This is a genomic window from Tritonibacter scottomollicae, from assembly GCF_032924845.1.
Taxonomy (GTDB): domain Bacteria; phylum Pseudomonadota; class Alphaproteobacteria; order Rhodobacterales; family Rhodobacteraceae; genus Epibacterium; species Epibacterium scottomollicae.
Genome location: NZ_CP136704.1, coordinates 1,690,941 through 1,703,978, shown reverse-complemented (window position 1 = coordinate 1,703,978; position 13,038 = coordinate 1,690,941). Strand labels below are relative to the sequence as shown.

10 protein-coding genes and 1 riboswitch are annotated in these 13,038 nt (G+C 62.7%); of the genes, 7 read left to right on the top strand and 3 right to left on the bottom strand.

Annotated elements, in window-relative coordinates; translation table 11 throughout:
• Positions 1-18 precede the first annotated feature (18 nt).
• Positions 19-510, bottom strand: a complete 492-nt coding sequence (locus R1T40_RS08755; protein ID WP_106162905.1) for an MgtC/SapB family protein — start codon at positions 508-510, stop codon at positions 19-21.
• 92 nt (positions 511-602) lie between these two features.
• Here R1T40_RS08755 and R1T40_RS08750 point away from each other — a divergent pair, with 92 nt between their 5' ends.
• Both R1T40_RS08750 and R1T40_RS08745 read left to right on the top strand, forming a co-directional pair.
• Complete coding sequence (locus tag R1T40_RS08750; protein ID WP_106163109.1) at positions 603-1,508, top strand: DMT family transporter; 906 nt, start codon at positions 603-605, stop codon at positions 1,506-1,508.
• Positions 1,509-1,552: 44 nt separating this feature from the next.
• Entirely contained in the window at positions 1,553-2,191 is a 639-nt protein-coding gene (locus R1T40_RS08745; RefSeq protein ID WP_317386639.1) for an inner membrane-spanning protein YciB, read from the top strand.
• Between the two features lie 383 nt (positions 2,192-2,574).
• Here the strand turns inward: R1T40_RS08745 and R1T40_RS08740 are convergent, their stop codons facing one another.
• The gene (locus tag R1T40_RS08740) at positions 2,575-3,507 is read right to left on the bottom strand and encodes an alpha/beta hydrolase (protein WP_317386638.1); all 933 of its coding nucleotides are present in this window, start codon (positions 3,505-3,507) and stop codon (positions 2,575-2,577) included.
• A gap of 248 nt (positions 3,508-3,755) precedes the next feature.
• Positions 3,756-3,834: riboswitch (SAM riboswitch) on the top strand.
• Positions 3,835-3,909: 75 nt separating this feature from the next.
• Here R1T40_RS08740 and metZ point away from each other — a divergent pair.
• Complete coding sequence (gene metZ / locus R1T40_RS08735; RefSeq protein ID WP_317386963.1) at positions 3,910-5,097, top strand: O-succinylhomoserine sulfhydrylase; 1,188 nt, start codon at positions 3,910-3,912, stop codon at positions 5,095-5,097.
• A 193-nt stretch (positions 5,098-5,290) separates the two neighbouring features.
• Positions 5,291-6,394, top strand: a complete 1,104-nt coding sequence (gene folE2 / locus R1T40_RS08730) for a GTP cyclohydrolase FolE2 (RefSeq protein ID WP_317386637.1) — start codon at positions 5,291-5,293, stop codon at positions 6,392-6,394.
• Between the two features lie 287 nt (positions 6,395-6,681).
• Here the strand turns inward: folE2 and R1T40_RS08725 are convergent, their stop codons facing one another.
• The gene (locus tag R1T40_RS08725; protein WP_317386636.1) at positions 6,682-7,266 is read right to left on the bottom strand and encodes a hypothetical protein; all 585 of its coding nucleotides are present in this window, start codon (positions 7,264-7,266) and stop codon (positions 6,682-6,684) included.
• Positions 7,267-7,461: 195 nt separating this feature from the next.
• Between R1T40_RS08725 and R1T40_RS08720 the strand changes: the two genes are divergently transcribed.
• The 3 genes from R1T40_RS08720 (at position 7,462) to ptsP (ending at position 12,875) form a co-directional block, all read left to right on the top strand.
• The gene (locus R1T40_RS08720) at positions 7,462-8,910 is read left to right on the top strand and encodes a TrkH family potassium uptake protein (protein WP_106162901.1); all 1,449 of its coding nucleotides are present in this window, start codon (positions 7,462-7,464) and stop codon (positions 8,908-8,910) included.
• A gap of 136 nt (positions 8,911-9,046) precedes the next feature.
• The gene (locus R1T40_RS08715) at positions 9,047-10,285 is read left to right on the top strand and encodes an aspartate kinase (protein ID WP_106162900.1); all 1,239 of its coding nucleotides are present in this window, start codon (positions 9,047-9,049) and stop codon (positions 10,283-10,285) included.
• Between the two features lie 352 nt (positions 10,286-10,637).
• Positions 10,638-12,875, top strand: a complete 2,238-nt coding sequence (gene ptsP / locus R1T40_RS08710; protein WP_106162899.1) for a phosphoenolpyruvate--protein phosphotransferase — start codon at positions 10,638-10,640, stop codon at positions 12,873-12,875.
• Positions 12,876-13,038 lie beyond the last annotated feature (163 nt).

Here is a 13,038-nt window from a genome sequence, read left to right as displayed (position 1 = left end):
GGGCGTGAGGATCACGGATCAATGCCGGCTCATCCATTTCTCCACATGGCGGAGCAGGAACAGCACCGTGAGGACAATGGCCGTGGCCATCGCCGCCAGCGGCATCTGACCGGCACCGCACCCAAGGCCAATGGCCCCCACCAGCCAGAGCGACGCGCCGGTGGTCACGTTGCGCACCCGGTCGCCGGAGGTGAAGATCAGCCCTGCCGCCAGGAAGGCCACGCCCGCCGTTACCGCCTCGATCATGCGCAGGGGATCGTTGCGCTGCGCCTCGGCGCCAAAATCCAGCGCCGCGATCTCCCGCCCCAGCACCACGAACAGGCAGGCGGCCACGGAGACAAGGATATGGGTGCGCAGGCCCGCGGGTTTGTCCTGCAACTCACGCTCCAGACCGACCAGGGCGGCCAGCACACTGGCCGCCAGAAGCCGCGCGAAAGCAATCGGTGCCGGTATCACGGAAAAGGTGCTGGTGAGCTCTTCGATGATCTGTTGCAGGGCGGTATCGAACATGGGACCTCGGGCGCTGGTGGACGTGTCTTAACGTCTGCCCCGCGCGGATGTTCCGAAAACCACCACGTTCACAACAAGGATGACAGCATATGCTGAGCGACTGGCTGATTTCGCTTGAGGGCACCGAACAGGGCCATCAGGTCGCGCTGATCCTCGCGGTCTCGGCAGCGTTCCTGCATGCGGTTTTTGGCGCGCTGCAAAAAGGGCGGCATGATCCCTGGCTGTCACGGGGGGCGATCGATGCCTCCTACGGGCTGATGGCGGCGCCCTTCGCGCTGTTTGTGGTGCCCTGGCCGGAGCCGCATATGTGGCTGATCTTCGTGGGTGTCTGGGTGATCCATGTGCTCTACAAGGTGCTGCAGGCGATGGCCTATACAAAGGGCGCCTATACGGTGGTCTACCCGGTGGTGCGCGGGACCGGGCCGCTGTTTGCGGTGATCGGGGCCTATTGGCTGTTTGGCGAGACCTTTACGCTGGTGCAATGGCTGGGCGTCGGGGTGCTGCTGGCCGGGATCTTCGGGCTGGCGGTCTATAACTTCATCTTTCTCGTTACCGCGCGCGACACGCTGGTGATCGCGCTGGTGCTGGCGGTGGCGACGGGGCTGTTTGTGGCGCTCTACACCACCTATGACGCCTATGGCATCCGGGCGACCGCGGATCCGTTCACCTTCCTGGCGTGGTTCTTCATGATCGACGGGCTGACCATGCCGCCCTATGCCTATTGGCGCTGGCGTCGGATGGGGGCAGAGCGGCCCACGGTGGGCCCGCTGATGCTGCGCGGGTTCTTCGGCGGCTTGGTGGCCTTTGCCTCCTTTGGGTCGGTAATGCTGGCAACGCGGCTCGACAAGGTGGGCGAGGCGGCGGTGCTGCGAGAGACATCAACGGTGTTTGCCGCCCTCATCGGCTGGCTGGTGCTGAAGGAAACCGTCGGCCCGCGCCGCATCGCGCTGATGGCGCTGATCGCGGCGGGCGCGGTGATTGTTGAAATGGGTGGCTGAGAGCGCCATCTGTGAAAGATCAATTGGGACATATGAGGCAGCGCATGAGCGAACAGACAAGTGAGCAACCGATGGACAAGGGGCGTCCGATCAACCCGCTGCTGAAGTCGGTGTTGGAGTACGGCCCTGTTGTGCTGTTCTTCATCGCCTATCTGCGGCTGAAGGATCAGGCGTTCGAGATCGGCGGCACCTCCTATGAGGGTTTCATCGTGGTCACTGCCGGATTTGTGCCGCTGATGGTGCTGTCGACGCTGGCGCTGTGGAAGCTCACCGGTAAGCTGTCGAAGATGCAGGTGATGACGCTGGTGCTGATCGTGGTGTTCGGCGGGCTGTCGGTCTGGTTCAACGACGAGCGGTTCTTCAAGATGAAGCCGACGATGATCTATCTGCTGTTCGGCGGGTTGCTGGGCTTTGGCCTGTTGCGGGGGCAGAGCTACCTGCGGGTGGTGATGGAGGAGATGATGCCGCTGCAGGACGAGGGTTGGATGATCCTGACCCGGCGGCTGTGCGCGGTGTTCTTTGCGCTGGCAGTGGCGAATGAGCTGATCTGGCGGATGATGAGCACCGAGTCCTGGGTCTATTTCAAGACCTTCGGGCTGACCGCGGCGATGTTCCTGTTCTTCATGACGCAGGCGAGACTCTTCCAGACCTACGGGCTGGAAGAGGACAAGGACACAAGCTGATAGTGCACAAGACCTCGGCAGTCCTCATCTGAGGGTTTGCGCTGCGCTTCGCGCATCGCGGTGGGGCGGGGGCCGCGCCTTTCAGGCGCGGCCCCCGCCCGGCCCAACGCTTTGGGTGCAGCCTCCGGCTGTGTGGCAAAGGGGCGGGAGCGCCCCGGGCTTTTCCTGACCGGCCGAGTTTGTGCGGGGCAAGGTATTTAGGCGGATAGGTCAGGCGTTCTGACTTGATGTTTCGCGCGCGAAACAATGGGTCATCAGCGGTGATACTTTTTGTGCCCGTTGTGTCCTCAGCGCGCGCATAGATCTGGGTTGCGTCCCCGGCGGGCGCTGATGTCACCAAAAACTGAGCGGTTGAAAAGGCGCGCGGCTGCGGGCGGCGTGGCTCAGATACGTTGCCAGATCGGCATCGGGCCGGGCAGGGGCCGCAGGGTCAGCAGACGGGACCACCGCCGCGCAGGGGTTTCCGGCAGCACCTGCTGCATCAGCGGCAGTGGCGTGCGTTCCGGCTGCCGGATCAGGCGCTTGTAAAACCGCAGCGCACCGGGGCGCATGTAGGCGGACCAATGGCACACACGCCGCTCCGGCAGGCCGATGGGATGGCCCATTTGCGACAAATGCTTCAACGTATCCAGGCAATCGAGCTGCAGCGTCACCGCGTTCACCGCCTCGAACCCGTGGCCGATGGCACGGTCGCCGCGCGTGGGCGAGCGGGTGAGGCTTTCGAACATGAAGTCAAACGCATCGTTTTCGCGGCTGGTCACGTTGAAGAACTCGGTGCTGCGACCCGCAGGTGTCGACAGGGCCTTGTCCACCCGGCTCTGATAGCTCGCACCTGCAAGCGAGATGACCCGGCGCACCGCGCCCGAAGGCAGCCAGTGCAGCGCTTCCAAGGCAACTTCGGTGCCCAGAGAGTGGGCGATAATATGGATGCCGCGCTCTGGTGCATCGGCGTGCAAACTGCGGATCACACGGGCAAGCGCGCGCCCTGCAGCAACTGCGCGGCCCTGGGCCGAGGCCAATGTCCCGCGGGCATCCCAGCCAAACGCGACCGCCAGCCCTTCGTCCTTGCGCCCGAGACCAAATCCCAGCTGACGCGGCCAGGAAGGCGCGCGCCAGGGCAGATGTTGGGGGTCGAGAGACAGGATATGTCGATGCGGGCAGTGGTTCGGATTGCCGGGCTGATATTTATAGCCATGAACCATGATCACCACTGGTCCCGGCACGCGGGCCACCCTGGCGATGCCCTCGTTGATCGACCTTGGCCGGGCATGAAATACCGGCGTCTCACCTAGTGCGTTGATACGGATCAGTGCCATCACACAGCCCCTCAGCAGCCATGACTTTTCCTGTACGATAGCCCGCTCGGGTGACGGCAAGGTGACGTCTGCGTAACGGCTGGGTGACGTGGGCGCGGTGTGGGGCACGCCCCGGTCGCGCGCGCGGCGGGGTCCTCAGTGGGGGGCTGGCACATGCGGTGTCGTTGGGGCCAGCAGCAGGCGCGGCGCAGCACGGCCCGCCGCGCCCCTCTTGACTGAGGCGCGCTGCAGGCGTATCCGATGCGCGACATAAGAACCGTGGCGATTTGTTTACCGGATTGCGGGCCACGTTAAAGAAGTCGCTAAAGAGGTCAGGACGACGGGACTCCCTTTCGCTTGGCCGGACGGGAGTTTTTTTATGCCCGGACCGCAGGTCAGTGCGGATCCGGCGGAGGCGAGATGATGACTGAGACCTGGAACAAACGCACCAAACTGGTTCATGGCGGCACCCGGCGCAGCCAATACAACGAGGTCAGCGAAGCGATCTTCATGACCCAGGGCTTTGTCTACGACAGCGCCGCCCAGGCCGAGGCGCGGTTCATCGAGAGCGGCCCGGATGAGTTCATCTATGCCCGCTATGGCAACCCCACCGTCGCCATGTTCGAAGAGCGTATTGCGCTGCTCGAAGGCGCCGAGGATGCCTTTGCCGCCGCCTCCGGCATGGCCGCTGTGAATGGTGCGCTGACGTCGCTTCTGAAGGCGGGGGATCATGTGGTGTCGGCCAAGGCGCTGTTCGGCTCCTGTCTCTACATCCTGGAAAACATCCTGGCCCGCTACGGTGTCGAGGTGACATTTGTCGACGGCACCGATCTGGAGCAGTGGCGCGCCGCCGTACGCCCCGAGACCAAGGTTGTGTTCTTCGAGAGCATGTCGAACCCGACGCTGGAGGTGATCGACATCGAAGGTGTGGCGCAGATCGCCCATGCCGTCGGCGCCACCGTGGTGGTGGACAATGTGTTCTCGACGCCGGTGTTCTCCAACGCCATCGCGCAAGGGGCCGATGTGGTGGTCTATTCCGCGACCAAGCATATCGACGGTCAGGGCCGGGCGCTGGGCGGCGTGGTTCTGGGCAGCAAGGACTATATCCGCGGCACGCTGGAACCCTATATGAAGCATACCGGTGGCTCGCTCAGCCCGTTCCATGCCTGGATGTTCCTGAAGGGGCTGGAGACCATCGATCTGCGGGTGAACGCGCAGGCCGACAGCGCGCTGAAGATCGCCGAGGCGCTCGATGGCCATCCGGCGCTGGCGCGCACCATCTATCCGGGCCTGAGCACCCATGCGCAGAATGACCTCGTGCAGCGTCAGCTTGGCGGCAAGGGCGGCACGGTGCTGTCGCTGGACCTCAAGGGCGGCAAAGCGGCGGCCTTCGCCTTCCTCGACGCGCTGACTATCCCGGTGATTTCCAACAATCTGGGCGACGCCAAATCCATCGCCACCCATCCGGCCACGACGACGCATCAACGCCTGTCGGTGGACCAGCGCAAGGAGCTGGGCATCACGGACGGGCTGGTGCGGTTCTCGGTGGGGCTGGAAGACACCGGCGATCTGATCCGCGATCTGAAAAACGCGCTTGCTCGTATCGGTTGAGCCGTCAGCCACCTCAGCGCCCCTCCGCCAGCACCACATCGCGTCTCAGTGTCCTGGATGCAGGCGGAGGGGGCAAAAGGTCAGAAGTGGGACATGTGCTGGCGTTTTTTGGTGATCTATTTTGTGTTTAGTGCCGTACTACCCTACATAATGAGATGCAGCGCCGTCGCTGTAGGGACAGGAGTACACGACAATGAACGTCCACTCTGGTGACTTGAGAGACACCCCGGATCAGTCAGACGCCGCAGAGGCGCTGGCGGTGTTGCGGCGCTGGGCCAGCAAGGCGAGCGCGACGGAAGTGGCGCAGCTCGATCCGGCGATCGCTCGGCTGTTGCCGGAACGTCAGGTGCAGAACTACCCGGATCTGAAGCGCCAGTATCCAGAGGAGTTCGAGGCAGATGCGGGCTATCGTGCAACGCTTCCGGATTTGCAAAACGGTCCGTCCAGCCTGATCCGCGGCGCGCAGGAGCAGATCCAGCATGTCGGCATTTCCAATTTCCGATTGCCGATCCGGTTTCACACCCGGGCGGGCGGCGATCTGACGCTGGAGACCAGTGTGACAGGCACCGTCAGTTTGGATGCGGAGAAGAAGGGCATCAACATGTCCCGCATCATGCGCAGCTTCTACCGTCATGCGGAAAAGACCTTTTCCTTTGAGGTGATGGAAGCGGCGCTGGAAGATTATCTGAGCGATCTGGAAAGCGGTGATGCGCGCTTGCAGATGCGGTTTTCCTTCCCGGTGAAGGTGGAGAGCCTGCGCTCTGGCCTGTCGGGCTATCAATACTATGACGTGGCCCTGGAGCTGGTGCAGACGGGCGGTCAACGTCACAGCATCGTGCATCTGGACTATGTCTATTCCTCCACCTGCCCCTGTTCGCTGGAGCTGTCGGAACACGCCCGCCAGTCCCGTGGCCAGCTGGCAACACCGCATTCGCAGCGCTCGGTGGCGCGGATTTCCGTGCAGATGGAGCCGGGCACCGGGTGCCTGTGGTTCGAGGATCTGATCGACCATTGTCGCCGCGCGGTTCCGACCGAAACGCAGGTGATGGTGAAACGCGAGGATGAGCAGGCCTTTGCGGAGTTGAATGCGGCCAATCCGATCTTTGTCGAGGATGCGGCGCGCCTGTTCTGTGAAGCGCTGCAGAGCGATGCGCGGGTGGGCGATTTCCGGGTGGTGGCAAGCCATCAGGAGAGCTTGCACAGCCATGATGCGGTGTCGGTGCTGACGCAGGGCAAGACCTTTGCCAGCCAGAGCCTTGATCCAAAGCTGTTTTCGACGTTGATCCACCAGGGTTGATCTTGCCGATGCGAGGGGCGCTGCCCCTCGCGCTCCCCGAGGTATTTTTGAAAAGATGAAGAGGGGTGGCGCTGGGCACGGGCGCGCCGCTCAAATTTGCCGCAATGCGGCATTTTTCTGCTGCTGCGAAGAAAAACCATGTTACCGTGATCCTCAAGGGGGCGCTTGCGTCATTCGTCCGGGTGCCCGCCCTGTTCGAGTGTTGTTTAAGGTCGACCCTGAGGAGATCACATGATCCGGTTTGAAGGTTTGAAGGACATCCCCACCACCCCGCAGGCCTGGGCTGGCTATGCGCTGGGGCGGCAGATGAAAATGCTTCGGTCCATTGCGGCCCTGACGGCAGAGGCGCCACAGCGGCAATTGCACCTGACACAGGCGTTGCTGAAAATGCAGCAGGAGTGGATCAGCGGGCTGCCTGGTTCGCTTTCGACGGTCACCAAGGCTGTGTCGGCGCCGGCTGCAACACAGTCCTCCAGACAGGCTTCAGCTACAGAGGCCGCGCCGTCCCAGACTGCGCCTGCCGATGTCACCGCACCCGCAACCACAAAACCGAGGCCGAAAAAGCCCGCTGCGCCGCGCAAGGCCCCCGCCCGCAAGAGCGCAAGCGCGACGAAATCTGGCGTGCGAAAGGCTGCTCCGGCGGCAAAAACATCCTCCGCCAAAGGCGCTGCATCAGCCACGGCCGCTGCCGCAAAGCCCGCGCCCGTCAAATCCGCGCCTGCGCCATCAGCAAAGCCCGCCGCCCGAAAGCCCGTTGCGGCCAAACCTGCGCCAAAGGCGGAAGCCTCCGTTGCGACGAACACGAAGTCGGTGTCTTCGTCAAAGCCGAAAGCGCCGGAAGGCGCGCTGGCTGAGCGACCCGCGTCGGGCAATGGTGCTGCGACCAATGCTGTGCAACGTGACGCGCGCGCCCCAGAAAATGGCGCCAAGCCGTCGCGCCGACGTCCGCGCGCGCCCGCCACTCCGCCGGTGATGCCGGAGGCCAGCGCGGGGACGGGCGGAACAAACGACGAGTCGTGATCGCTTTGGCTTGACAGTCTGACCGGGGCTTGCCAACGCTTCGCGTCATGTTGGATCTGCGCCCGGTTGGATATGTCATTGGCCTTCTTGTCACCATTCTGGGCGGCATGATGGTCTTTCCGTTTCTCCTTGACCTCTATGATGGTCAGGGGGAGTGGCCGGTGTTTCTGGAAAGTGCCATTTTCTGCCTGCTCTCGGGCGGTCTTTTGGCGTTGTCCTGCGCCAATGGGGTGGGGCGCGGGTTGTCGATCCGCCAGACCTTCTTGCTCACCACATTGGTCTGGGTCGCGCTGCCCTTCTTCGGGGCGCTCCCGCTGATGCTGGGGGCCACGGAGCTGAGCTTTACGGATGCGTTTTTCGAGGCGATGTCGGGGCTGACCACCACAGGCTCCACCGTGATTTCCGGCCTGGATGAGCTGCCGCGCGGGCTGTTGCTGTGGCGCGGCATCCTGCAATGGCTGGGGGGCATCGGTATCATTGTGGTCGCGATGGTGTTCCTGCCTGAGCTGCGGGTTGGTGGCATGCAGATCTTCAAATCCGAAGCCTTTGACACCATGGGGAAAATCCTGCCGCGCGCGCAGGAAATCGCCAAGCAGATCTCGGTCATCTATCTGGTGCTGACGATGGTCTGCGCGCTTGTTTACACGGTGCTGGGCATGGGCCCCTTCGATGCGGTGGTGCATGCGATGACCACCGTGTCCACCGGCGGGTTTTCCAACTATGATGCCTCCTTTGGCACCTTCTCCGGCCCGGCGGAATATGCCGCGTCTTTCTTCATGGTGGCGGCGGCCTTGCCCTTCGTGCGTTATGTGCAGATGGTGAACGGCCACATGGTGCCGCTGTTCAAGGACAGCCAGATCCAGACCTTTCTCGCCACGATCACGGTGCTGGTTCTGGTCACCGCAGGGGTGCTGGTCACGATCTTTCCGCATCACCCCGAACAGGCGGTGCGCGAGGCGCTGTTCAACATCATCTCCATCATGTCAGGGACCGGATACGCCAGCGTGGATTACATGCAATGGGGGTCTTTCCTGATCATGCTGTTCTTCTTCATCGGGCTGATCGGGGGCTGTGCGGGGTCGACCGCCTGTTCGGTGAAGATCTTCCGCTATCAGCTGCTGTTTGCCTCGATCCGGGTGCAGGTGCAGCGAATCCGTTCGCCCAATGGCATCTTCGTGCCGCGCTATCAGGGACGGGCGGTGACGCCGGATGTTCTGAGTTCGGTGATCTCGTTCTTCATGTTCTTTGTCATCACCATGGGCATCGTGGCCTGGGCGCTGGCGCTGACGGGGCTGGATTTCATCACTGCGATCTCCGGTGCCGCAACGGCGGTGGCCAACATCGGCCCCGGTCTGGGGCAGACCATCGGCCCGGCAGGCAACTTCGCACCGCTGAATGACACGGCCAAATGGATCCTCGCCATCGCCATGCTGATCGGACGGCTGGAGCTGATGGCGGTCTACGCCATCCTGACGGTTCGTTTCTGGCGCAGCTGAGGTCGCATGCAGACAATGCTTGCGCAAATCGCCGGGGTGCGGGCAAGAAACGGCGCCGCCCATCTTGCCCTTGCTGGGACGCTCGCCTAGAAACGCGCGAACCTTAACCCCGCAAGCGGAGGGAGTCTCAGGCCCCATGCCCCTACTTGTGATGAAATTCGGTGGCACATCTGTCGCCAATCTTGACCGCATCCGCCGTGCTGCCAAACGTGTCGGCGTTGAAGTGGCAAAGGGCTATGACGTGATCGTCATCGTCTCCGCCATGTCCGGAAAAACCAACGAGCTGGTGGGCTGGGTTGGCGAGACCTCGCCGCTCTATGATGCGCGCGAATATGACGCCGTGGTCTCCTCAGGTGAGATCGTGACCGCCGGTCTGATGGCGCTGACCCTGCAGGAGATGGACGTGCCGGCGCGCAGCTGGCAGGGCTGGCAGGTGCCGCTCAAGACCAACTCCGCCCACAGTCAGGCCCGGATCGAGGAAATCGGCACCGAGCATATCAACGCCAAGTTCGGCGAAGGCATGAAGGTTGCAGTGGTTGCGGGCTTTCAGGGCATCAGCCCCGAGGGCCGGATCACCACGCTGGGCCGGGGTGGATCGGACACCACCGCGGTGGCCTTTGCGGCGGCCTTTGGCGCCGAGCGCTGCGACATCTACACCGATGTGGATGGGGTCTACACCACCGATCCGCGGATCTGCGACAAGGCGCGCAAGCTCGACAAGATCGCGTTTGAGGAAATGCTTGAGCTGGCGTCCTTGGGCGCGAAGGTGCTGCAGACCCGCTCTGTTGAACTGGCGATGCGCTACAAGGTGAAGCTGCGCGTGCTGTCGAGTTTCGAAGAACAATCCGACGAGGCCGGAACCCTGGTCTGCGACGAGGAGGAAATCATGGAATCCAATGTTGTCAACGGCGTTGCCTACTCTCGTGATGAGGCCAAGCTGACATGCCTGTCGGTGGCCGACCGTCCCGGCATCGCGGCGACCATCTTCGGTTGCCTGTCGGATGCGGGGGTCAATGTTGACATGATCGTGCAGAACATCTCGGAAGATGGCCGCACCGACATGACCTTCTCGTGCCCGACCGATCAGGTGCAGCGCGCCGAACTGGCCCTGAACGCGTTCAAGGACAAGGGTGAGCTGAACTACGCGGAACTGGTGGCTGACACCGGCGTGGCGAAGATCTCTGTGGTTGGCATCGGCATGCGCTCACAATCGGGCGTTGCCGCCAAGATGTTCAAGGTGCTGTCGGATGAGGGCATCAACATCAAAGTTATCACCACGTCTGAGATCAAGATTTCCGTGTTGGTCGACCGCAAGTACATGGAGCTGGCCGTGCAGGCGCTGCATGACGCGTTCGAACTGGACAAGGCCAGCTGAGCCGATCACCAGCACGAGACTTGAAACGCGCCGGAGCTGAGCATCCGGCGCGTTTTTCGTGAAGGGGGGCAATGGCTGCGTTGGCCCGCGCGCAATGCGGTGGTGCAGCCCGGTTTTTTCAGCCTTTCACGGGGGGCGCCGCTCCGGTGAGCAGGAGGTGTAACCCTGCGTGTCGCAGACGTAAAACCACTTGCCAGCGCCCGGAGCAGCCGACACATTGCCAAAGACCACCAATGGTCTGCGTGAAGAGTGTTGATGCGCATGAGCGTCATCTGTTATTCCGAGCGCCGGGCCCAGCCAAACATCTGTCAGGCATCGCGGTGGTCTAAGGAAAACCCGAGAAAGGGCGAACATGGTTGAGAACACGGAATCCGAGAGCAGGAAGCTTCTGGTTCGTCTGCGCGAGGCCATGGCGGGAGATGACGCCGGGCAGGCGCGCCTCGACAAGATCACCCAGCTGATTGCCGACAGCATGGGCACCGAAGTGTGCTCCATCTATCTGTTTCGCGACGAAGAAACGCTGGAGCTATGTGCCACCGAAGGGTTGAACCGCGAATCCGTGCACCAGACCCGCATGCGCGTAGGCGAGGGGCTGGTGGGTCGTGTTGCCCGTACCGGCAAGGTTATCAACACACCCGACGCGCCCAGTGCGCGGGGCTTTCGCTACATGCCGGAGACTGGCGAAGAGCGGTTCTCTTCCTTCCTTGGCATCCCGATCCAGCGGTTGGGCGAGATGATGGGCGTGCTGGTGGTGCAGTCCAAGGAGACCCGCGACTACTCTGCCGATGCGGTCTATGCGCTGGAAGTGGTCGCCATGGTGATCGCAGAGATGACCGAGCTGGGCGCCTTCGTGGGCGAAGGCTCCGCCATGTCGCCGCTGCACCAGCACTCGGTGCTGCTGAAGGGGATTACCGGCCAGGAGGGCGCTGCGGAGGGCCATATCTGGCTGCATGAGCCGCGCGTGGTGGTGACCAATCCCTTTGCTGATGATCCCCACCGCGAGTTTGAGCGCCTGCAAGAGGCGGTGGACGAGCTGCGCGTTGGCGTCGACAAGATGCTGCAGGTCTCGGGGGGGAATAAGGAACAGGCCCAGGTGCTTGAAACCTATCGCATGTTCGCCAATTCCAAGGGCTGGATGCGGCGCATGGAAGAGGACATCGCGCGCGGTCTGAGTGCCGAAGCGGCGGTTGAGAAAGAGCAATCTCTGGCGCGCGGTCGCATGGCACAGGTGCAAGACGCCTATCTGCGCGAACGGCTGAGCGACCTTGATGACCTGTCAAACCGGCTGCTGCGCATCCTGACCGGGCAGGGCAAGGACACCGGGGCCGAGCTGCCGGAGAACCCCATTCTGGTGGCCCGCAACATCGGCCCGGCTGAATTGCTGGAGTACGGCCGCAAGCTGAAGGGGGTCATCCTGGAGGAGGGCTCCGTCGGTTCGCATGCGGCGATCGTGGCGCGGGCGCTGGCGATTCCGCTGGTGGTGCGGGTGGGCCGGATCACCACCGAAGGGCTGAACGGCGATCATGTTCTGGTCGATGGCGATCACGGCGCGGTGCATCTGCGCCCCGATGATCCGGTGGTCAGCGCGTTCCGCGACAAGATCGCGATGCAGGCGCAGGCGCAGGAACGCTACACGTCCATACGTGAGAAACCTGCCGTAACCAAAGATGGGCAAACGGTTAATCTGCTGATGAATGCGGGTCTCATGGCCGACCTGCCATCGTTGGAAAACTCTGGTGCGGAGGGCGTGGGGCTGTTCCGGACCGAGTTGCAGTTTCTGGTGCGCAACCAGATGCCGAAACGGTCAGAGCTGGTGGTGCTCTACCAGCGCGTGATGGAGGCGGCGCGTGGCAAGCGGGTGGTGTTCCGTACGCTGGACATCGGGTCAGACAAGGTCTTGCCCTACATGAAGCCGCAGGACGAACCCAATCCGGCGCTTGGTTGGCGCGCAATCCGCGTCGGGTTGGACAAACCCGGCGTCATGCGCATGCAGTTGCAGGCCCTGATCCGGGCAGCCAACGGCGGTCCGCTCACCGTGATGTTCCCCTTCGTGGCGCAGTTCGAAGAATACCGCCAGGCACGTCAGGAGGTCGACAAGACCATTGAGCGCGAGAAACGGCTTGGGCATGTGCTGCCATCAAGTCTGGAAGTCGGGGCGATGTTGGAAACACCGTCTTTGGGATTCGCACCGCTTCGTTTCTTCGAGGAAGTGGATTTTCTGTCGATCGGCGGCAATGACCTGAAGCAGTTCTTCTTTGCTGCCGACCGCGAGAACGAGCGGGTGCGCAAGCGCTATGACTCGCTCAATGTGAGTTTCCTGAGCTTCATTGAACGCATCGTGGAGCGTTGCGATATCTCCGGTACGCCGCTGAGTTTCTGCGGCGAGGATGCGGGCCGCCCGATCGAGGCGGTCTGTCTGGCGGCCATGGGCATCCGCACCCTGTCGATGCGCCCGGCCTCGATCGGCCCGGTAAAGTCGCTGTTGTTGCGGGTCGATTTGGCTGAGCTGCGCAATATCATCTCTGACGCGCGCCATCGCGGGGATCAGACCGTGCGACCGGCGGTCATGGAGTATCTACGCGGCCTCTGATGCCGCCTCTGTGTGTTTGTCGGCTTGCCGCTTATCACGGCGGGGTCGCATTTGCGCTCGACACGCACCACGCTGTTGAGCGCCAGTCAAATTGCAGACGGCGCCCATCAGGTTGGGTGGATTTCAGATGGGGTGCCTGCGACGGTGAGGCGCTCTAAGTACA

Excerpts from the sequence above, each read along its gene's own strand:
- R1T40_RS08755 (WP_106162905.1), bottom strand. The coding sequence starts at position 510 with ATGTTCGATACCGCCCTGCAACAGATCATCGAAGAGCTCACCAGCACC.
- R1T40_RS08745 (WP_317386639.1), top strand. The coding sequence starts at position 1,553 with ATGAGCGAACAGACAAGTGAGCAACCGATGGACAAGGGGCGTCCGATC.
- R1T40_RS08740 (WP_317386638.1), bottom strand. The coding sequence starts at position 3,507 with ATGGCACTGATCCGTATCAACGCACTAGGTGAGACGCCGGTATTTCAT.
- metZ (WP_317386963.1), top strand. The coding sequence starts at position 3,910 with ATGACTGAGACCTGGAACAAACGCACCAAACTGGTTCATGGCGGCACC.
- folE2 (WP_317386637.1), top strand. The coding sequence starts at position 5,291 with ATGAACGTCCACTCTGGTGACTTGAGAGACACCCCGGATCAGTCAGAC.
- R1T40_RS08720 (WP_106162901.1), top strand. The coding sequence starts at position 7,462 with ATGTTGGATCTGCGCCCGGTTGGATATGTCATTGGCCTTCTTGTCACC.
- R1T40_RS08715 (WP_106162900.1), top strand. The coding sequence starts at position 9,047 with ATGCCCCTACTTGTGATGAAATTCGGTGGCACATCTGTCGCCAATCTT.
- ptsP (WP_106162899.1), top strand. The coding sequence starts at position 10,638 with ATGGTTGAGAACACGGAATCCGAGAGCAGGAAGCTTCTGGTTCGTCTG.